The 21,168-nt window shown below is 59.5% G+C and carries 18 protein-coding genes; 12 read left to right on the top strand and 6 right to left on the bottom strand.

All coding sequences use genetic code 11. From position 1 onward, the window contains the following. Positions 1 to 41 precede the first annotated feature (41 nt). The 4 genes from mdoH to pip form a co-directional block, all read right to left on the bottom strand. The gene (mdoH, locus tag CKW23_RS23415; RefSeq protein WP_095068433.1) at positions 42 to 2,624 is read right to left on the bottom strand and encodes a glucans biosynthesis glucosyltransferase MdoH; all 2,583 of its coding nucleotides are present in this window, start codon (positions 2,622 to 2,624) and stop codon (positions 42 to 44) included. Continuing rightward, positions 2,617 to 4,548, bottom strand: a complete 1,932-nt coding sequence (locus CKW23_RS23410) for a glucan biosynthesis protein G (RefSeq protein ID WP_025262322.1) — start codon at positions 4,546 to 4,548, stop codon at positions 2,617 to 2,619. The genes mdoH and CKW23_RS23410 overlap by 8 nt, the downstream gene beginning before the upstream one ends. 263 nt (positions 4,549 to 4,811) lie before the next feature. Then, positions 4,812 to 5,249, bottom strand: coding sequence for a D-aminoacyl-tRNA deacylase (dtd, locus tag CKW23_RS23405; RefSeq protein ID WP_095068432.1), 438 nt, complete (start codon positions 5,247 to 5,249; stop codon positions 4,812 to 4,814). Positions 5,250 to 5,336: 87 nt separating this feature from the next. Further along, positions 5,337 to 6,308, bottom strand: a complete 972-nt coding sequence (pip, locus tag CKW23_RS23400; protein ID WP_025262324.1) for a prolyl aminopeptidase — start codon at positions 6,306 to 6,308, stop codon at positions 5,337 to 5,339. 278 nt (positions 6,309 to 6,586) lie between these two features. Here pip and CKW23_RS23395 point away from each other — a divergent pair, with 278 nt between their 5' ends. The 6 genes from CKW23_RS23395 (at position 6,587) to CKW23_RS23370 (ending at position 13,406) form a co-directional block, all read left to right on the top strand. Beyond that, positions 6,587 to 9,037, top strand: coding sequence for a glycogen/starch/alpha-glucan phosphorylase (locus CKW23_RS23395; RefSeq protein ID WP_025262325.1), 2,451 nt, complete (start codon positions 6,587 to 6,589; stop codon positions 9,035 to 9,037). A 238-nt stretch (positions 9,038 to 9,275) separates the two neighbouring features. After that, a complete protein-coding gene (locus CKW23_RS23390; RefSeq protein WP_256590481.1) occupies positions 9,276 to 10,625 on the top strand; it encodes a DUF3999 domain-containing protein in 1,350 nt (449 codons plus the stop codon). Between the two features lie 146 nt (positions 10,626 to 10,771). Then, positions 10,772 to 11,782: a class 1 fructose-bisphosphatase gene (locus CKW23_RS23385; RefSeq protein ID WP_025262327.1), complete on the top strand. Its 1,011-nt coding sequence runs from the start codon at positions 10,772 to 10,774 to the stop codon at positions 11,780 to 11,782. A gap of 4 nt (positions 11,783 to 11,786) precedes the next feature. Then, on the top strand, positions 11,787 to 12,389 hold the full coding sequence (locus CKW23_RS23380; protein ID WP_025262328.1) for a DUF924 family protein: 603 nt from the start codon (positions 11,787 to 11,789) through the stop codon (positions 12,387 to 12,389). Between the two features lie 189 nt (positions 12,390 to 12,578). Beyond that, positions 12,579 to 12,833: an outer membrane protein assembly factor BamE gene (bamE, locus tag CKW23_RS23375; protein ID WP_025262329.1), complete on the top strand. Its 255-nt coding sequence runs from the start codon at positions 12,579 to 12,581 to the stop codon at positions 12,831 to 12,833. A 3-nt stretch (positions 12,834 to 12,836) separates the two neighbouring features. Then, complete coding sequence (locus CKW23_RS23370; RefSeq protein ID WP_025262330.1) at positions 12,837 to 13,406, top strand: lipocalin family protein; 570 nt, start codon at positions 12,837 to 12,839, stop codon at positions 13,404 to 13,406. 50 nt (positions 13,407 to 13,456) lie between these two features. Here the strand turns inward: CKW23_RS23370 and CKW23_RS23365 are convergent, their stop codons facing one another. Further along, positions 13,457 to 14,821, bottom strand: coding sequence for a formimidoylglutamate deiminase (locus tag CKW23_RS23365; RefSeq protein ID WP_025262331.1), 1,365 nt, complete (start codon positions 14,819 to 14,821; stop codon positions 13,457 to 13,459). A 185-nt stretch (positions 14,822 to 15,006) separates the two neighbouring features. Here CKW23_RS23365 and hutC point away from each other — a divergent pair, with 185 nt between their 5' ends. The 6 genes from hutC (at position 15,007) to CKW23_RS23335 (ending at position 19,529) form a co-directional block, all read left to right on the top strand. Then, on the top strand, positions 15,007 to 15,717 hold the full coding sequence (gene hutC / locus CKW23_RS23360; RefSeq protein ID WP_176767556.1) for a histidine utilization repressor: 711 nt from the start codon (positions 15,007 to 15,009) through the stop codon (positions 15,715 to 15,717). Beyond that, on the top strand, positions 15,714 to 16,310 hold the full coding sequence (locus CKW23_RS23355) for a HutD family protein (protein ID WP_095068430.1): 597 nt from the start codon (positions 15,714 to 15,716) through the stop codon (positions 16,308 to 16,310). The genes hutC and CKW23_RS23355 overlap by 4 nt, the downstream gene beginning before the upstream one ends. 34 nt (positions 16,311 to 16,344) lie before the next feature. Beyond that, on the top strand, positions 16,345 to 17,520 hold the full coding sequence (gene nhaA, locus CKW23_RS23350) for a Na+/H+ antiporter NhaA (RefSeq protein WP_025262334.1): 1,176 nt from the start codon (positions 16,345 to 16,347) through the stop codon (positions 17,518 to 17,520). 106 nt (positions 17,521 to 17,626) lie between these two features. Next, positions 17,627 to 18,160: a DUF3455 domain-containing protein gene (locus tag CKW23_RS23345; RefSeq protein WP_025262335.1), complete on the top strand. Its 534-nt coding sequence runs from the start codon at positions 17,627 to 17,629 to the stop codon at positions 18,158 to 18,160. A gap of 104 nt (positions 18,161 to 18,264) precedes the next feature. Further along, positions 18,265 to 18,831, top strand: a complete 567-nt coding sequence (locus CKW23_RS23340) for a sigma-70 family RNA polymerase sigma factor (protein ID WP_025262336.1) — start codon at positions 18,265 to 18,267, stop codon at positions 18,829 to 18,831. Continuing rightward, entirely contained in the window at positions 18,828 to 19,529 is a 702-nt protein-coding gene (locus CKW23_RS23335) for an anti-sigma factor domain-containing protein (RefSeq protein WP_025262337.1), read from the top strand. Before CKW23_RS23340 ends, CKW23_RS23335 begins: the two co-directional genes overlap by 4 nt. A gap of 22 nt (positions 19,530 to 19,551) precedes the next feature. Here the strand turns inward: CKW23_RS23335 and CKW23_RS23330 are convergent, their stop codons facing one another. Further along, the gene (locus CKW23_RS23330) at positions 19,552 to 20,739 is read right to left on the bottom strand and encodes a cyanate transporter (protein WP_095068429.1); all 1,188 of its coding nucleotides are present in this window, start codon (positions 20,737 to 20,739) and stop codon (positions 19,552 to 19,554) included. Between the last annotated feature and the right edge of the window lie 429 nt (positions 20,740 to 21,168).

Here is a 21,168-nt window from a genome sequence, read left to right as displayed (position 1 = left end):
ACACCCTAGGAGCGAATTCATTCGCGAAAAGACAGTGCAGCTTAAGCCAACACCGGCTCCGCATCCTGCTTGACCGGCTGAAGCGGCAGCAGAGGTGCATGTGGATCGGCTTCGATGGAAGCACGCCACGCAGCCAGCCACTCGGGGTGGCCTGCATTCCAGACCTGATCGTGCAGACGCCCCAGAGCGACAGGGTCGCTCAGCAGCATCAGACGCTCATGGTTGCTGAGCTTCTCGGGACCGACCTTGAGTGCATGCTCGACGCGCTCATGACGAACCGTCTCGACAGGCTGAGCCAGACGGTGACGGGAAGTCGCCAGCGCACACGCCAGGGCGTTCTGCTGAGGATCGACCACCGCACGGATGAAGCCTTCCTTCAGTGCATGCCAGCGGTTCTCGTGGGTGTACTGATCGGTGGAGATCAGTTCCTGAGGCGTGTCGTACTCTTCCGGGATCAGGAAGAAACTTTCGTCACGCGCCTTGAGACCCAGCTTGGTACGGCTGGAAATCACCGAGACCGGAATCGACAGCATCAGGGAAACCACGATCGGCGCAAGCCACCACAGGAAGCTCGGGTTCAGCCAGGCCACCAGCAAGGCCCAGCAGGCACCCAGCAAGGTTTGCGGACCATGGCGTTTGACCGCCTCGATCCATGGCGTGGAGTCGTCGTCGCGCTGCGGAGAGTTCCAGGTCGCGGCCCAGCCCAGGAAAGCAGCCAGTACGAAACGGGTGTGGAACAGCATGCGAACCGGAGCCAGCAGCACCGAGAACAGCATTTCCAGCAGCATCGAAACCGTAACCTTGAACTTGCCGCCAAATGCCTTGGCGCCCTTGGCCCAGATCAGAATGACGCTGAGCAGCTTGGGCAGGAACAACAGGACAATGGTGGTCGAGAACAGTGCGACGGCTTTTTCCGGGTGCCATTGTGGCCACAGCGGATACAGCTGACGCGGTTCAAGGAAGTAGGTCGGCTCCATCAGCGTGTTCACGGCCAGCAAGGCGGTGGACAACACCAGGAAGAAGAACCATAGCGGCGCTGACAGATAGGACATCACGCCTGTCAGGAACACCGCACGGTGAACCGGGTGCATGCCCTTGACCAGGAACAGCCTGAAGTTCATCAGGTTGCCGTGGCACCAGCGGCGGTCACGCTTGAGTTCATCCAGCAGGTTGGGCGGCAACTCTTCGTAACTGCCCGGCAGGTCGTAGGCAATCCATACGCCCCAGCCGGCACGGCGCATCAGCGCAGCTTCGACGAAGTCGTGGGAAAGAATCGCACCGGCAAACGCCCCCTTGCCCGGCAACGGCGCCAGAGCGCAGTGCTCGATGAAGGGTTTCATGCGGATGATCGCGTTGTGGCCCCAGTAGTGGGATTCACCCAACTGCCAGAAGTGCAGACCGGCCGTGAACAGCGGACCATAGACACGGGTCGCGAACTGCTGCATACGTGCATACAGCGTGTCCATGCCCGAGGCACGTGGCGCAGTCTGGATGATACCGGCGTCCGGAGTGGCCTCCATCAGGCGTACCAGACTGGTCAGGCATTCACCGCTCATCACGCTGTCGGCGTCGAGCACGACCATGTAGCGGTAATCGCCACCCCAACGACGGCAGAAGTCATCGAGGTTGCCGCTCTTGCGTTTGACGCGACGGCGACGGCGACGATAGAAGATCTTGCCGAAACCACCGGTCTCACGGCACACGTCCAGCCAGGCTTGCTGCTCGGCTACGGCGATGTCGGTATCGTTGGTATCGCTGAGTACGAAGAAGTCGAAACGGTCCAGATCGCCCGTTGCGGCAACCGACTCGAAGGTCGCACGCAGACCGGCAAATACCCGTGGCACGTCTTCGTTGCAGATCGGCATGACCAATGCGGTACGCGCACCGGCTTCGATCGGCTCGTTACCGGCGCTGGCACCGGAGATGCGGTATTTGTCGCGACCGGTGAGCAGTTCGAGAAAGCCCATCAGTGCGGTCCAGAAACCGGCCGAAACCCAGCAGAACAGGATTCCGAACAGCAACAGGATGCTGGTCTGCAAAGCGTACGGCAACACCTGCCATGCGGTTTGCACGAAGGTCTGGCGAGTGATTTCATCCAGCGAAACCAGCGACCAGCCCTGATACGGCAGAATGCCTTTCATGTACCAGCCAGCCACGATGGTCTGGCCAAGCATCAGCACCAGCAGAATGTAGCGACGAATCGAACCGACGGTACGCCAGCGCGCCTTGGGCAGATCACGGGGCAGATCGCTGTGATCGGGCTTGGGCGGGTTGGTCTTGCCGGTCAGACGACGCCAGCCACGCACCAGAATGTTGGTGCGCCATGGCTCCGGAACCACCTTGGTACGACGGATCGGTGGCGTGGCCTTCAGGCGGATACGGCCGCTGGCATCGACGTCGAGCAGTTCGGCATCCTGCAGTTCGTCAGCCGTGGACAGCGTCAGGCGACGGCCGACGGACGCCTGGGCGACCTCGGCCTTGTCGCTTACCGGCTGGGCGGAAAGACGTTCGTGCAATTCAGCGAACGACTTGCAGCTGGCAAGTTCTGCCCGCTGCTCGTCACTCATCGGCAGGTGCGCCAGGTACTCGTTCAGAGACTCTGGCACGGATAGAGAATTACTCATCGCTTGGCAACTGGTAGCTCCAGGTCTCGGTCATGACTTGCAGCGTCTTGGCCGGTTCCGGATGGGTGGGTGCGGCCTCGGCTTCAGGCTGCTTGATCTCTTTACCTTCAGCATCCTTGGCCACGTCGGCTTTCGCTACGTCAGGCTTGTCAGCTTTGGCTGCATCGGCCTTCGGTGCTTCAGCTTTCTTGGCGGGATCGGCCTTGGCTACGTCGGCCTTCGCGGCTTCAGGCTTGGCATCGCCAGCCTTGGTCGCATCGGCTTTGGCTACAGCAGCATCAGCCTTGGCAACTTCCTTGGCGGTTGCAGTTTTTGCAGCCTCTCTGGATGCTGACTTCTTGTCATCTTTGTCAGCGACAAGCACCGCAGGTTCCTTGCCAGGCTCGGCAGGAATTTCACGCAGCAGGTAGGCGCGCATCTCGGTCGGCTTGTTGCGGTCCTTGACCTTGACTCGCAGGGTCAGGCGATAGCCCTTGGTGACCGGGTTGTAGCGCAGGTTGTTCTCGACCAACTCGACGTTGTCATCAGTGGTGACCTGGCTGCGGATGGTCTTGTCTTCAGGCAAGGCGGCCAGAACCGGACCGACGAAGTCGACCAGGAATGCCAGGCTGCCGTCCGGCTGACGAACCAGGTTGGACTGCCTTACGTCACCGATGGAGCGCTGGGTCTGCTTGACCCAACCCAGATCAGGCGAATGGATGGCGTTTTCCTGCATGGTCCAGTGCAGACGGTAGTTGAACTCCATCGGCTCGCCTGGAGCAGCCAGGGTGTCGGGCTTCCAGAATGCAACGATGTTGTCGTTGGTTTCGTCGGCAGTCGGGATCTCGACCAGATCGACAGTACCTTTGCCCCAGTCGCCTTTAGGCTCGATCCAGGCGCTTGGGCGCTTGTCGTAGCGGTCGTCGAGGTCTTCGTACTGGCTGAAGTCACGACCACGCTGCAACAGACCGAAGCCACGCGGGTTCTCGACCGAGAAGCTGCTGACGGCCAGGTGTTTCGGGTTGTTCAGAGGACGCCATACCCACTCGCCATTGGCTGCCTGGATCGACAGACCGCTGGAGTCGTGCAGCTCACGACGATAGTTGGGTACACGCGAAGGCTGGTTGGCACCGAACAGGAACATACTGGTCAGTGGAGCCACGCCCAGTTTGGTGACGTTTTCACGCAGGTACATGCGCGACTTCACGTCCACCAGGGTGTTGGTACCAGGACGCAGGGTCAACTGGTAGGCACCGGTGGCACGCGGCGAATCGAGCAGTGCGAAGATCACCAGATGGTTGTCATCCGGGCCCGGCTTCTCGATCCAGAACTCTTTGAAACGAGGAAACTCTTCGCCAGACGGCAAGGCGGTGTCGATCGCCATGCCACGAGCGGACAGGCCGTAGACCTGACCCTTGCCAATCACGCGGAAGTAGCTGGCGCCCAGCATGGTCATGATCTCGTCCTGCTTGTCATCCTTATTGATCGGATACAGGACGCGGAAACCCGCATAGCCAAGCTTTTCAGTGGCTTTAGGGTCGATCTTGATGTCGCCGAAATCGAAACGCTCCGCGTCGTACTTGATCTCTTCGACGGTGGTGGCCGTGACTTCGTTGATCTTGACTGGCGTGTCGAAGTGCATGCCCTGGTGATAGAACGACAGCTTGAACGGCGTCTTGTCGGTCGCCCACTCAGCCTTGTCTTCACGGAAGCGGATCTTCTGGTAGTCCGCGAACTTCATTTCGCGCAACTCGGTAGGCAGATTGCTTTTTGGAGCCTCGAACTTCTGCCCGGCCATTTCTTTGGCCTTTGCCGCTACATCATCAAGGTTGAATGCCCACAGTTGGCCTGAACCCAGCAGGCAGACAAGAGCCGAGCTTGCCAAAAGCGCACTACGCAACCGTTTGACAGGTGTCTTTGGAGCATCACAGGGACTAACAATCACGAGCAACCCTCGCCGAAAACAGATGAAGAAACCAACGGCCAGCTATCAGATGCCGGGTTGGCGAGCATTGTTCCGACTCCGAATGGGCTTAATGATTCCCCAATCAATGTCAGAACCCGCTTCTGAATACGCAATGGACCAACTATCGTCGGTCCCCGTAGCGCGCGATTATCCAGTAGCACGCGTAACAACGCATCATGTATGACAAAGATTTTCTTGCACGCAGGGCTAATAAATCCGCGGCGGGCAGAGATTTCATCTTGTCAGGTATCAAACAAAAATGTCACAGGGCCATCATTCACGAGATGAACCTGCATGTCCGCACCAAATTGGCCCGCTGCAACGACCGGGTGCGCGATCCTGGCCTGTGACAATAAATAGTCGAACAACTGCGCACCCAAGGCCGGAGGCGCTGCTTTTGAAAAGCCCGCGCGCATGCCGCTCCTGGTATCCGCCGCCAGCGTGAACTGCGAAACCAGCAGCAGACCACCCCCGACATCACGCAATGACAGATTCATTTTGCCGTCGTCATCGCTGAACACCCGATAGTTGAGCAGCTTATGCAGCAACTTATCGGCACTGGCCTGTGTGTCTTGAGGCTCTACCCCCACAAGAACCAGAAGCCCCTGATCCACAGCACCGACAACTTCTCCAGCCACTTCCACACGCGCACTTCGCACGCGCTGTAACAAGCCTTTCATAAATAGGAAATCCCATCGCGCTGACTGTGTGGGAGCCAATTCATTCGCGAAAACAGCTTCGCGGATGAATCCGCTCCCACAAGGGGGTTACGCTTCTTCAGGTGGCAGATCAAGCAGGCGACGGGCGACCTGCGACGCCGCACGGACCAGCGCATCAGTGATACCGGGTTCGGAAGCGGCATGCCCGGCTTCGCGAATAACCTGCAACTCACTGTTTGGCCATGCCTGATGCAGTTCCCAGGCATTATCCAGCGGGCAGATTACATCGTAGCGGCCATGCACGATGATGCCAGGCAGATGCGCGATCCTGGGCATGTCGCGAATCAGCTGGTTCTCTTCCAGGAAGGCATTATTGATGAAGTAATGAGATTCGATGCGTGCAATGGACAAGGCGCGCTGAGGCTCGGCAAAACGGTCGACAACCTGCGGGTTCGGACGCAGGGTCGCGGTACGGCCTTCCCAGGTGGACCATGCCTTGGCGGCATGCATCTGGGCGATCTGGTCGGCACCGGTCAGGCGCTTGTGAAAGGCTGCCAGCAGGTTGTCGCGCTCATCCAGCGGGATCGGCGCCACGTAGTCCTGCCAGTAATCGGGGAACAGGCGGCTCGCGCCAGACTGATAGAACCATTCGATTTCCTGGGCACGGCACAGAAAAATACCGCGCAGGATCAGGGCATGCACGCGATCGGGATGGGTCTGGGCGTAAGCCAGCGACAGGGTCGAGCCCCAGGAGCCGCCAAACAGCACCCACTTTTCGATCCCCAGATGTTCGCGAATACGCTCCAGGTCTTCTACCAGATGCCAGGTGGTGTTGTTTTCAAGACTCGCGTGAGGGGTCGAACGGCCGCAGCCGCGCTGATCGAACGTGACGATGCGGTAGAGATTGGGATCGAAATAACGGCGACTTTGCGCATCGCATCCCGCACCCGGCCCGCCATGGATGAACACCACAGGCAACCCTTCGGGCGACCCGCTTTCATCGACATAGAGCACATGCGGCTGTTCCACAGCCAGATCGTGCCGGGCGTAGGGTTTGATCTGCGGGTACAAAGTCTGCATACATGCTCCATAAGTCCAGTTCAGAGGCGTCTATTATTCTGCCGTTGGGCATCATAAACCCGAAACGAGGAATGAGCATGCTGCACATTGCACATCCAGGTGGAACGATCAATGCAAGCGTTTTGCCAATTGCTCGGGTTCGCGAACCAGAGCATTGCAAGCGAGTCGAAACGCTAGCGACTTGCTCGGTTATTTAAATTTTTTCAGGAAATAACTGACGACACGCCTACAGTCAAAGAACCCACTTTCCACTCGTCTGACTACTTGAGGTCGTACCGATGTCTCAGGAACCACTTGTTCGTGACGCAGATGTGGCCGCTTTCCGCGCCGCTGTTCTTGCCAAACTCACCTATGCAGTGGGCAAGGACCCTGACCATGCGTTTGAGCATGACTGGTTTGAAGCTGTAGCTCTGGCTGCCCGTGACCACATGGTCGAGCACTGGATGGACCACACGCGACAGATTTATCGCAAGGTCCAGAAACGCGTCTATTACCTGTCCCTCGAATTTCTGATCGGGCGGCTTCTGTACGACAGCCTGAGCAACCTCGGCCTGCTGGAAATCGCCCGCGAAGCGATGACCGAGCTAGGCGTGGACATCGAGCGTATCCGCTTGCTGGAGCCGGACGCGGCACTGGGCAATGGTGGCCTGGGCCGTCTGGCGGCCTGCTTCATGGAAAGCATGTCGACGCTGGGCATTGCCGGTCACGGTTATGGCATTCGTTACGAGCACGGCCTGTTTCGTCAGGCGATAGTCGACGGCTGGCAACAGGAGCAGACAGAGCACTGGCTGGACTTCGGCAACCCGTGGGAGTTCGAGCGTCCCGAGGTAGTCTATTCAATCGGTTTCAGCGGCAGCGTCGATACGATGCTCAATGAAGCGGGCGAGCCGCGTCAGGTCTGGCGTCCAGCGGAAACCGTGCGCGCCATTGCCTATGACACGCCCGTGGTCGGCTGGCGCGGCAAAAGCGTCAACACCCTGCGCCTGTGGCGTGCCCGCGCACTGGATGATCTGCATCTGGAGCGTTTCAACGCCGGCGACCACTTCGGTGCGGTTGCCGAAGTCGTGCGGGCCGAAAGTATTTCCCGCGTCCTCTACCCCAATGATGCAACGGAGGCTGGCCAGGAACTGCGCCTGCGCCAGGAATACTTCTTTGTCTCGGCGTCCTTGCAGGACCTGCTGCGTCGCCACCTGAACATGCACGCGACCCTGATGGATCTGCCCGAGCACGCGGCCATCCAGATGAACGACACCCATCCTTCGATTGCCGTGGCCGAGCTGATGCGACAGCTGATCGACACCCACGGAATCGCCTGGGATGCGGCCTGGAAAATTACCGTGGGCACGCTGAGCTACACCAACCACACCTTGCTGCCCGAAGCGCTGGAAACCTGGTCGGTAGGCCTGATGGAACGCATGCTGCCTCGCCACATGCAGATCATCTACCTGATCAACGCCCAGCACATCGACACCCTGCGCGCCAAAGGTGTGCACGACTTCGACATCCTGCGAGCCGTCTCGCTGATCGAGGAAGACAATGGCCGCCGGGTACGTATGGGCAACCTGGCATTCCTGGGATCGCACAGCATCAACGGCGTTTCCGCGCTGCACACCCAGTTGATGCGCAAGACCGTGTTCGCCGAGCTGCACAAGATTTATCCAGAGCGGATCAATAACAAGACCAACGGCATCACCTTCCGCCGCTGGCTGTACCAGGCCAACCCGAAGCTGACCGAAATGCTGGTGGAAGCCCTGGGCGAAGACGTCCTGGACAGTGCCGAGACACGCCTGATCGAACTGGAACCGTTCGCGGAAAAAAGCTCCTTCCGCAAACAGATGGCCGACCAGCGCCTGCACAGTAAACGCGCACTGGCTGCCATCATTCATGAAAGACTCGGGATCGTGGTCAATCCTGCCGCGATGTTCGATGTGCAGGTCAAGCGTATCCACGAGTACAAGCGCCAGTTGCTGAACCTGTTCCACACCGTCGCGCTGTATCAGGCAATCCGCGCTGAACCCGGTACCGATTGGGTGCCAAGGGTGAAAATCTTCGCGGGCAAGGCCGCGGCCAGCTATCACTCGGCCAAGCTGATCATCAAGCTCGCCAACGACATCGCCCGCACCGTCAACAACGATCCGACCGTGCGCGGCCTGCTCAAAGTGGTGTTCATGCCCAACTACAACGTCAGCCTGGCCGAAAGCATCATTCCGGCAGCCGACCTTTCCGAGCAGATTTCCACTGCCGGCCTGGAGGCTTCCGGGACCAGCAACATGAAATTCGGCCTCAACGGCGCACTGACCATCGGCACGCTGGACGGCGCCAACGTGGAAATGAGCGAGCAGATCGGCCTTGAACATATGTTCATCTTCGGCATGACGTCGCAGGAGGTAGATGCCCGCAAGCAAGCTGGAGATTTCAGCGCTTACGCCGATGTGGCCGCATCCGGCCGCCTCAATGATGTGCTGCAGGCGATTCGCGGCGGCGTGTTCTCACCGGACGATCCGAACCGCTATGCGGGCCTGATCGATCAGTTGCTGGCCTATGACCGCTTCCTGGTCTGCGCCGACTTCGACTCGTACTGGGCCGCCCAGGCCAAGGTCGAGGAACGCTGGCACGACTCCAAGCAATGGTGGCGCTCGGCAGTTCTCAACACGGCGCGCATGGGCTGGTTCTCGTCAGACCGAACCATCCGCGAGTACGCCGGAGAAATCTGGAAAGCCCTGGAGTAACTCCGTAACCCCCGGTGGAGCCAATTATTCGCGAATGAATTGGCTCCACCGGGTTTTACACTTCTTCTTTCCTACCTCTGACTCACATCCTTTTGCTCCATAGGTGTTGGCATATTGCTACTGGTGGTGGGATATTTCACACATCACTGCCAAATTCTTTCGCCATACATCGGTGCGCAAGCAGACATCGGCTGCCTGCCCAACCCTGAGGAAAACGTTCGTGAGTCGTCCGCTCGTCATCAAAATCGCTGTGCTCGGCGCAGCCCTGTGCGCAGCGATGACTGTCAACGCCCTGGAAAAACCGGCGGACTTCACCAGCCAGACGCCTTTGACCCTCATCGGCCAAGGCCCGCTTTATCGCATCGAACTGCCTCTGGCACTGCAACTGAACGCCCGGCAGGCCAATCTGAATGATCTTCGTGTATTCAATGCCGATGGCCAGGCTCAAGCCCTTGCGCTTGTACGCAAACAGGAATCCCACGAAGAAAACCCTGCACCAAAAGCCGTGAAGTGGTTCCCGCTGTACACCACAGCCGAAGCGGGTGATGCCGTGCCGGTTATCCGCAGCAAACGCTCCAGCGACGGAGCCCTCATTGATGTACAGCCGCAGAGCGACATAGAAGCGGGTGAAGAGATACTGCGCGGCTGGCTACTGGACACCAGCACGATCAAGGCTCCCCTTGAACAACTGCTGATCGACTGGAGTGCCGAACGCGAAGGCTTCCAACACTTCAGCATCGAGGCCAGCGATGATCTCCAGCACTGGCAGGCCTGGGGCGAAGGACAAGTGGCGCGCCTGACGTTTTCCGATGAGATGGTCGAGCAGCGAGAGGTCGGTCTGCCCGGTCAGAACGCCCGCTACCTGCGCCTGCTGTGGCGCTCACCGCAAAACGCGCCCACCCTGATTTCAGCTCACGTAATGAGCGCCAGCCCCGACAGCCCGCCGACCACTCTGAGCTGGTCGCCAACGATCGTCGGTGTCGTCGGGCAACCCAATGAATATGTCTGGCAGTTGCCGGTCGACCTGCCGGTGGAGCGGGTGAAAATCGACATCAGCCAGGACAACAGCTTGGCACCCGGCACGCTCTATGGCCGACTTGATGGCAGTCAGGAATGGCAGATCATCAGCAGCGGCCTGCTGTATCGCCTGACCCAGAACAATGGCGAGATTGTGCAGGATCAGTTGCAGCTCTCAGGGCAGAGCGTGCGGCAATTGAAACTGGTCGTCGATGATCGCGGCGGCGGTCTGGGCGCACAGGCTCCAGGGCTGAGCGTTGCCGTGCCTGCGACTCAGGTAGTGTTCCGAGCCAGCGGCAACGGGCCGTTTACCCTCGCCATCGGACATGCTGCAGCACCGGCAGTCGAACTGCCGCTGACGGCACTGATACCCGACTTCGATCCGCAGAAACTGACGGCGCTGGGCAAGGCCAGGCCGGCCAAGGCGCCTGCTGCCAGCGCAGCGGTTGCTGCACCGCCAGCGGCTGAAAGCATGGACTACAAGCGCATGGGCCTGTGGGCCGTGCTAATACTGGGCACGCTATGCCTGAGCAGGATCGGTCTGAGTGCCCTGCGAGCCTCAAAACATTGACCCGTCACGGCTTCGACTTGTGGTTTTGCAGCTACGCTGAGCAAGCGTATGAACTCAATTCGCCATAAGCCAGTCTGATAGCAGTATTACGCAGCCACTCGCGCTAAACTGCGCGGGTTTTTTATCCCCCATTTTCGGAGCTATCCATGTCCCGCGTTACACTGAGTCGCTTTTTGATTGAGCAGACCCGCAGCAACAATACTCCTGCCGATCTGCGTTTCCTGATCGAAGTAGTGGCGCGAGCATGCAAGGAAATCAGCCATGCCGTTTCCAAGGGCGCACTGGGCGGCGTCCTCGGCAGCATGGGTACCGAGAACGTACAGGGCGAAGTGCAGAAAAAGCTCGACGTGATCTCCAACGAAATCCTGCTTGAAGCCAACGAATGGGGCGGCCACCTGGCTGGCATGGCGTCCGAAGAAATGGACAACGCCTACCAGATCCCGGGCAAATACCCGAAAGGCGCTTACCTGCTGGTATTCGATCCGCTGGACGGCTCCTCGAACATCGACATCAACGCCCCGGTCGGTACGATCTTCTCGGTTCTGCGCTGCCCTAGCGAATACCTGAGCCAGAACGAAGCCTTGAACGAAAAGGCCTTCCTGCAACCGGGCACCGAGCAGGTCGCAGCCGGTTATGCCATCTACGGCCCGCAGACCATGCTGGTCCTGACCCTGGGCGACGGCGTGAAAGGCTTCACCCTGGACCGTGAAATGGGCAGCTTCGTGCTGACCCACGAAGACCTCAAGATCCCGACGTCCACTCAGGAATTCGCGGTCAACATGTCCAACCAGCGTCACTGGGAAGCTCCGGTACAGCGCTACGTCGAAGAGTTGCTGGCTGGCGAAGAAGGCCCGCTGAAAAAGAACTACAACATGCGCTGGGTTGCCGCGATGGTTGCCGACGTGCATCGCATCCTGACCCGTGGCGGTCTGTTCATGTATCCACGCGACAGCCGCGAGCCTTCCAAGCCGGGCAAACTGCGCCTGATGTACGAAGCCAACCCGATGTCCTTCCTGGTCGAACAGGCAGGCGGCGCATCCACCGATGGCCATCAGCGCATCCTCGACATCCAGCCTGAAGGCCTGCACCAGCGTGTAGCCGTCTTCCTGGGTTCCAAAGAGGAAGTCGAGCGCGCCACGGCGTACCACAAGGAATAAGACCATGTCCGCTCCCTGGCTACCTCTGCTGCAATGGTGGTTCGGCTCTGCCGAATCCGCCAGCGAAGTGGTGAAGGCCAGGGAGAAATTGTGGTTCGGCAAGAGCCGGGCCACTGACACCGAAGCTCGTGAGCGCTTCGGTGAGCTGGTCGAACAGGCGCTGACTGGCGGCCTCAAGGAGTGGGCAGAAAACCCCAAGGGCTGGCTGGCACTGGTCCTGCTGCTCGATCAGTTGCCCCGCATGATCCATCGCGACACACCCAAGGCATTTGCCGGCGATGAACGCGCTCAGGCACTGGTGCAACACGGCCTGAAACTGGGTCGAGATCAGCATCTGGAACCCCTTGAACGCACCTTCATCTATCTGGTGCTGGAGCACAGCGAAAACCTGGACGTGCAGAACCAGGCCATCACCTGCTTTGGCAAACTGCTTCCCCTGCTGCCTGCCACCGACCGCGATTACTTCAATCAGAGCCTTGATTACGCTGAGCGTCATCAGAAAATCATTGCCCGCTTCGGTCGCTTCCCCCATCGCAACGACATTCTCGGCCGTGCCTCGACCGATGAAGAGATCGAGTTTCTGAAGACGCCCGGCTCAAGCTTTTAGGGGCTTCGCCAATCGATGCGCTCTGGCTCGCCGGAAATCATCCATCGTCCGCGCATCACCTGCCATCAGGGATTTACGGGTCAAGGGAACCAGATCCCGGTTTTATCTTCTAAGCTTTCGGCATTGCGCCAGCCAGGTTCATAGACCTGTTGCTGCGACGCAGCCTCCTTCCGTTCAGGAGCTTCATCCATGTCTTTGCGCTCTCTCGCGTTACTGTCGTTTTGCGTGCTGCTGACTGCCTGCAGCAAGATCACTCAAGAGAATTACTCCAAGCTTTCCGCTGGCATGCCCAAGGCGCAGGTCGAAAGCCTGCTGGGCAGCCCGACTGAATGTTCCGGCGCACTGGGGATGTCCAGTTGCACCTGGGGCGACCAGAAAACCTTTATCAGCGTGCAATATGCGGGCGACAAAGTGCTTATTTTCTCGGGCCAAGGTCTGAAATAACTCATGATCAAGCTACTTCTACGCTTCGGTATTCTCGTCATGGCCAGCTTCCTGGCCATCGGTTTCGCGCATTCTGCAGACAACCTCGAACCCAAGACCGTCGACAGTGTCGACCTGAACCGCTATCAGGGCACCTGGTATGAACTGGCGCGGCTGCCCATGTTTTTCCAGCGCAACTGCGCGCAGTCCGAAGCGCATTACACGCTCAAGCCTGACGGTAATATCGGCGTAACCAACCGCTGCCGGACAATCGAAGGCAAATGGCAGGAAGCAACCGGCACCGCCTCGCCACAAGTACCGGGCAAGACCGACAAGCTGTGGGTGGTTTTCGACAACTGGTTCTCACGACTGCTGCCGGGTCTGGCAAAAGGCGACTACTGGGTTCTGGCCATCGGTGACGACTACAAGACTGCCGTGGTCGGCAATCCTGATCGCAAATACCTGTGGCTGCTGTCCCGCACGCCAACCGTGTCGGAGCAGGTCAAGCAGGACATGATGAGCAAGGCACGCCAGCAGGGTTACGACACCAGCCGGCTGATCTGGCGTGAGGATAATTCAAAGATCGGGAAGTGATCTGTATTCATGGAGGGGCTGTGAGGCCCCTTTCGTGAATACATTCACTCCTAGCCCAGCAACTCCCGAAGCACCTGCGCAAACGCCCGGCTGCTTTCCTCTTCTGCCGCATGGTGCCCTTCGCGCACTACCCAGCGGCCCTTGACCAGCACATCGCGAACCTGCCGATCACCGCCCGCAAACAGCCAGCGGTTGAGGATTGCATCGCCGGAGGCGGTTTCCAGATACGGGTCCGAGCCATCCAGCACTATCCAGTCTGCGCGCTGCCCGACCTCAAGCTTGCCGATGCCCTGCCCCAACGCCTGCGCGCCGCCGCTCAATGCCGCATCGAACAGGGTTCGACCGACCATGGGCTGATCGCTGCGATACAACCGGTTGCGGCGCTGATCCCGAAGACGCTGGCCGTATTCCAGCCAGCGAAGTTCTTCGACCACACTCACCGACACATGGCTGTCCGAGCCAATCCCCCAACGACCGCCCTGAGCGATGTAGTCCACGGCCGGGAAAATACCGTCGCCGAGGTTGGCTTCCGTGGTCAGGCACAAACCGGCAACGCTGCCGCTTTGCGCCATGAGGGCGACTTCATCCGGCTCGGCATGGGTGGCATGCACCAGGCACCAGCGCTGATCCACGGCCACGTTTTCATACAGCCACTGCAACGGACGTCTCCCGCTCCAGCTCAGGCAATCATCGACTTCCTTCTGTTGCTCGGCGATGTGGATGTGTATCGGGCACTGCCGGTCACTGGCGGCCAGCACTTCGCTGATCTGCTGCGGAGTAACGGCGCGCAACGAGTGGAAACACAGACCCAGGTTCTGCGCCGCCTGACTGGCGATGACCGGTTTGAGGCGGGCCTGCAAATCCAGATAGCTGTCGGTGCTGTGGATAAACCGGCGCTGCCCTTCGTTTGGCGCTTGCCCGCCAAAGCCCGAATGGCTGTAGAGCACCGGCAGCAATGTCAGGCCAATGCCCGCCGATATGGCGGCCTGGCTGATCTGCAAGGCCAGCTCGGCAGGATCGGCATAAGGTTTGCCGTTGGTGTCCTGATGGACGTAGTGAAACTCCGCGACCGAGGTGAAACCGCCCTTGAGCATCTCGATATAGAGCTGACGGGCGATGACGCCCACCTGCGGCGCGCTGATCTTTCCGACCAGTCGATACATGAGGTCGCGCCAGGTCCAGAAGCTGTCGCTGGGGTTGCCTGCCACTTCCGCCAAACCCGCCATCGCACGCTGGAACGCATGGGAGTGCAGATTCGGCATGCCGGGCAGCAACGGGCCGCAGACAGACTCGGCGCCCTGCCGGTCAGCATTGGCCTGCACCGAACTCAATAAACCCTCGGCACTGACCTCCAGACGGACATTATCGGCCCAACCACCAGGTAGTAATGCGCGCTCGGCAAAGAAGGCTGGCATTGACTTCAAACCTCATCACTGTAATTTGTATATACATATACAGACGTTCTGGGGCCCGGTAAACCTTCGCACGCTTGCCGTACCGCAGGTTAATGGTTAGCTTGGGCGCTATTTCGTAGCTGAACCACCCAGACAAGGACCCGCACGTGCCGATTCCGCCCGCCTCTTCTCCCTTGGCAGCCCAGATGGGCGAAAGTCCGGCACCGCTCTATGCCCGCGTCAAACAGATGATTGCCCTGCAAATCCAGAACGGCACCTGGCCGCCGCATCATCGCGTGCCCTCGGAAAGCGAACTGGTGACCCAACTGGGTTTCAGCCGCATGACCATCAACCGGGCCTTGCGCGAGCTGACCGCCGAAGGCCTGCTGGTGCGCATGCAGGGCGTCGGTACTTTCGTCGCCGAACCCAAAAGCCAGTCGGCGCTGTTTGAAGTCCACAACATTGCTGACGAGATCGCCACGCGAGGCCACAGGCACACCTGCAAGGTCATCATTCTCAAGGAAGAATCCGCTGGCTCCGAGCGGGCGCTGGCACTGGACATGCGCGAAGGCCAGAAGGTGTTTCACTCGTTGATCGTGCACTTTGAAAACGATATCCCGGTGCAGATCGAGGACCGTTTCGTCAATGCGCTGGTGGCTCCTGACTACCTCAAGCAGGACTTCACCCAACAGACGCCTTACGCCTATCTGTCGCAAGTCGCTCCGCTCACCGAAGGCGAGCATGTGGTCGAAGCGATACTGGCCGATGCCGACGAGTGCCAGTTGCTGCAAATCGATGCAGGCGAGCCGTGCCTGCTGATTCGTCGCCGGACATGGTCAGGACGCCAACCGGTTACCGCCGCGCGCCTGATTCACCCCGGCTCCCGCCATCGCCTGGAAGGACGCTTCACCAAATGACCCAGACCAGAACCCTGCGCGCCATCGATTACCCTCGCATGCCCTGGAAAAACGGCGGCGGCAGCACCGAAGAAATTGCTCGCGATGGGGGGCAGGACCTGGACGGCTTCGGCTGGCGCCTGTCGATTGCAGACATCGAGACGTCTGGCGACTTTTCAGTGTTTGCCGGTTATCAGCGGATCATCTCCGTAATCCAGGGGGCTGGCATGACCCTGGATATCGACGGTGTAACCAGCCGCCCCTTGCTACCAACCGACCCGCTGGCCTTCAGTGGCGACAACCAGGTCAGTTGCGCTCTGCTCGACGGCCCTATTCGTGATTTCAACCTGATCTATGCTCCACAGCGTTACAGTGCCCGCCTGCACTGGATCGATGTGCGTCAGCCACAGAGGGTGTTCAGCTCCGCCAGCACTTTTTTGCTGTTCAGCGTTGCCGAGCAGATCGGCGTCAGCGTGAATGACGGGCTCTGGGAAATCCTTGGCAGAAACGACTGCCTGCAAGTGGACAACCCAGGCGGCCTGCTGGAAATCGAGTTACAAGCACCCAGCGCCAGCCGCTGCTGCCTCATCGAGTTGAGCGCCTTGCGCGTTTGAACCGCCAAATCAAGATCCTGTTTCAAGGACGAGCATGACCCAATTCCCTCCAAAGGAAACACCTAGAGCCGTTGCCATTCTGGCCAGCTTCCTGTCATCGGAATCGGCAGGCGGCATTGTCCTGATGGGCGCGGCGCTGGCTGCACTGATCGTTGCCAACTCACCTCTGGCTCCCGGCTACTTCGCCATTCTGCATAGCGTCTGGCTCGGGCTTTCCGTCGAGCTATGGATCAACGACGGACTCATGGCGATCTTCTTTCTGATGGTCGGCCTGGAAATCAAACGCGAAGTGCTCGCGGGCGGGCTCGCCACGTGGGAACAACGCGCCCTGCCCGGTTTTGCAGCGGCAGGCGGCATGCTGGTCCCGGCGTTGATCTATATAGCGATCAACTGGGGCAACCCGCAGACCATCAGCGGCTGGGCGATCCCCGCGGCAACCGACATTGCTTTCGCACTCGGGGTTTTGTCATTACTGGGCAACCGGGTGCCTGTGTCCCTGAAAGTGTTCCTGGCGGCGCTGGCGATTCTCGACGATCTGGGGGCCGTGACCATCATCGCCTTCTTCTACAGCTCGGGCCTGAACCTGCCGATGCTGCTGGCGTCCTTCGTGACCCTGGCAGTGCTGGTTGCGATGAACCGCCTGAAGGTGCGGCGCTTGTTGCCGTACCTGATACTGGGCGCGCTGCTGTGGTTCTTCGTGCTGCAATCAGGCGTGCATGCCACGCTGGCGGGTGTGGCGCTGGCGCTGTGCATTCCCTTGGGCAAGCCAGAGGAAGAAGCGCGCTCGCCGCTGCTGTTTCTGGAAGAAAAACTGCATTACTGGGTCGCGTTCGCCATTGTGCCGGTGTTCGGATTCGCCAATGCGGGGGTTTCGCTTTCAGGTATTTCCGCCGAAAACCTGCTGGACCCTGTGCCGCTCGGGGTTGCGCTGGGGCTGTTCGTCGGCAAGCAGATCGGCGTTTTCCTGGCGGCAGCGCTGGCGATCCGGGCCGGGCTTGCGGTCTTGCCACAAGGCAGCAACTGGGTGCAGCTCTATGGCGTGGCGCTGCTGTGCGGCATCGGTTTCACCATGAGCCTGTTCATCGGCAACCTCGCTTTCCCCGGCGCAGTGCATCTGGTGGACGAGGTAAAAATCGGCGTTCTCATGGGGTCGGGGCTGGCAGCGATTGCAGGTGTGCTGCTGTTGCGCAGCCGTTTCAGTCGGCCCTGAAAAAATATTTTCAAATCACTGCATCCAGATTGTCTTCTCGCGGGTAGTACATACAGCAGCCACTTCGAGTTGCTGAGCGCGGTTAAACAATCTGGAGATTTTCTGCATGAACGCAAAACGTTTGCTCTGCCTTGCAGGTAGTACCCTGGCTCTCACTTGCCTGACTTCTGTTGCCATGGCTCAGACCTCCCTGCCCGAAAGCGTACGGGTCCCGGACGGTCACAAGATCACTCTGGAAACCACCGGCGTGGGCGAGATCACGTACGAGTGCCGCGCCAAAGCCAACTCCGCCAGCGAAACCGAATGGGTATTCGTCGGCCCCAAAGCTGTTCTCAATGATCGCAGCGGCAAACAGGTCGGCACCTACTACGGCCCACCGGCTACCTGGGAATCCAAAGACGGCTCCAAACTGACCGGCACTCAAGTGGCCGTTGCACCTTCCAGCGCGGGCAACCTGCCTTACCAACTGGTCAAGGCCAATCCGGCTGAAGGCAAAGGCGCCCTGACCGGTACGGCCTACATCCAGCGCGTGGCACTGAAAGGCGGCGTTGCACCGGCCACTGCCTGCTCGGCCAGCAACAAGGGCGCGAAGGAAGTGGTCAAGTACCAGGCCGACTACATCTTCTGGGCCAGCAAGTGATCGAAGCCATTCAATGGGGTGTCGCGCAGTCAGTAGGCTATGCTGCTGCGCGGGAGCCTTGTGATGTCAACGAGGCAGCAATCATCCATTGATGGCGGATCGACGTGTCTTCACACGAATCTCTTTTTGACTACGAAGCCACGCTGCAGGCCTGCGCTCGCGGTGAGCGCCAGGCATTGCAGCGTCTCTATCAACAGGAAAGCGCCCGGCTGCTCGGCGTCGTCGTGCGGCTCGTACGTGACAGCGCACTGGCGGAAGACATCGTGCATGATGCATTCCTCAAGATATGGACCCATGCGGCAAGCTTCGATCAGACACGAGGTTCGGCACGCGGCTGGATTTTCAGCGTGACCCGGCATCTGGCGCTCAATCGCCTGCGCAACAATGCCCGGGAAGAGCACCTGGAAGACAATGGCAGCGAAGACCACCACGAACCGGCCACGCTTGAAGGTTGGCAGGAAACCGGTGATGCCTTCGACTGGCGCGTCAATCCCGGACGAATCCAGTTCTGCCTGGAACAACTTGAACCGGTGCGGCGCAACTGTATTTTCCACGCTTATGTGGACGGCTACTCGCATCAGGAAATCGCGCAGAAAATCGGCGCCCCATTGGGTACGGTCAAAGCCTGGATCAAGCGCAGCCTGACGGCTTTGCGGGAGTGTATGGGATGACTCGGCCCACAGACGAAAACATCCATGAACTGGCTGGGGAATACGTGCTCGGCACCTTGTCTGCCCGGCAGAGAATCGATATCCAGCGCCGCCTGCCACACGAGCCCGCCTTGCAGGCCGCAGTCGACGCCTGGGAGCAACGCCTGCTGCCGCTGACGGCAATGGCCGAACCTGTGACGCCTGCGCCGGGACTCTGGAGCCGTATCGAACGCAGCATCACCGAGCTTTCCGCCAACAGAACCGAACCGCAACGTGCACGCTGGTGGGACAGCCTGTCGATCTGGCGCGGGCTGGCCGGTGCCGGGCTGGCCGCATCGCTGGTGCTGGGCACGATGCTTTTCATACAGCCATCGCAGGCACCGTCCTATCTGGTCGTACTCGTCGCCCCACAGGACAAGGCGCCTGGCTGGGTCGTCCAGGCCAGCAACTCGCAGGAAATCCAGCTCATTCCACTGGGCGAAACCCAAGTCCCTGCGGACAAGGCACTGGAGTTCTGGACCAAGGCCGACGACTGGCAAGGACCGGTGTCCCTCGGCCTGGTAAAACCGGGTCAGACCCTGCATATACCGCTCGATAAATTGCCACCGCTGCAACATAACCAGCTGTTTGAGCTGACACTGGAGAAGTCCACGGGCTCGCCTGTTGGTAAACCGACCGGGCCAATACAGTTTATCGGGCGGGCGGTGAAGGTGATTTAGCCCGCAATACCGACTTCACCCCTCAACCAATGCGCTCACGGTACTGACGCGGATTGAATCGCAACACAATGCCGACCATCACCACAATCACAGCCGTCAATGCCCACCATGCCGCCTCGAAACTTCCTGACTGGTCACGGATGACGCCAGCCAGCAGAGGAGACAGGCCAGCAATCAGGTAGCCGATGCCTTGCACAAAGGCGGTCAGGCTTCCGGCACGGGCCGGATTATCGATATGGTCCATGGAGATGATCAAACTCATCGGGAACAGACCGCCGATCCCCAGTCCCAGCAGACAAGGCCACAGCAGGGTCAAGTGTTCAAAGGAGAGGATGAGGCCGCTGAAACCGGCAATGATCAGCAGCAACAAGGCAACCAGCGCCCAACGTTTGTCCCGGGTCTGATTGACCATCGCGGGCACCGCCAGACCGGCCAGCACTTCCATCGCTGTCAAAAAGCCCAGCACCAGCCCGGCGTCCTGCTCGCTCCAGCCCCTTTCCACGTAATAAGGTGCCAGCCAGGCCAGCACACAGGTGTAGGAAGCCGTGCCAAGGCCGAAGAACACGGCCAACAACCAGGCGCGTGGCTTTGCGGAAAACGAGTCGGCCTTGCCTTTGGGCGCGGCTTCGACGACCGGAATCGCCGAGCGTTGAAACGTCCACAGGACCAGCGCCAGCAACGCGAGCACACCCCATATCGCCAACGAAACCTTCCAGCTACCGCTCTGCTTGAGCACGAAGGGCGAGAACGACGCCGCCAGTGCAGCACCGCCCATGATCGAGGTGACATACAGGCCCATGAACAGGGACACGTTGTCCTTGAAACGGGTCTTGATCAAGGCCGGCATCAACGCCTGAATCATTGCGATGCCCAGCCCGGAAAGGACCGCGCTCACGATCAGTTCCACCGCGCCATCAATGAACAGTCGGGACGCACTGGCGATACCGATCACCAGCAGCGACAACCCGATGGCCCGATGCTCGCCCAGGGATCGGGCCAGCCGCATCCCGAAAAACATCCCGAGTCCCATCGCCATCACCGGCAACATGGTCAACAGCGAAGCCAGGCTGAAACTGAGGGGAATATCACCCCGAATGGCCGACAGAAGCGGCCCGATGGCCGCCATGCTGGGCCGAAGATTCAACGCCACCAGCACGACACTGGCCATCAACCAGAAAGCGTGAGTGGTTGAAGTACGAATGTTTTCCATCACAAGACCTTGCCATCCCAAAGCCACGATTAGGCCCCTCAACCGCACAGGCTACAAATGAAAATCTGGGGGGTGGTATTTAGAAATTAGGTTTGAGGCAACCGCCGCCTCCATCGCAGCCTGCTGCAGGCCTTCCTCTTGCTGGCAGGCCCCAGCACAAAGCAGAAGCACGATCTCGCTGTTACCCATCGCCCCAAAACCGTGCAAAACATCCAGCCAGTAACAAACTTCTCTTTCGTGCCCGGCGGGTCCATAAACCCGCAGTAACTCTCGAACCCCACGATTTACAAGGGCTTCAGGCTGCCCATGAGATTCTTCACCGGGTTGCGAAGAAAGTTGGTCCCTCGATTGCATATGCTTGTATGTACAAGTAGAGACAGGTTATAAAAGACCTCGCTCCACTCAACAGAATTCGCCTGAGTGCCAGGC

The sequence above is a fragment of the Pseudomonas sp. Irchel 3A18 genome, from assembly GCF_900187465.1.
GTDB lineage: Bacteria > Pseudomonadota > Gammaproteobacteria > Pseudomonadales > Pseudomonadaceae > Aquipseudomonas > Aquipseudomonas cichorii.
This window is presented reverse-complemented; position numbering and strand designations above follow the sequence as displayed.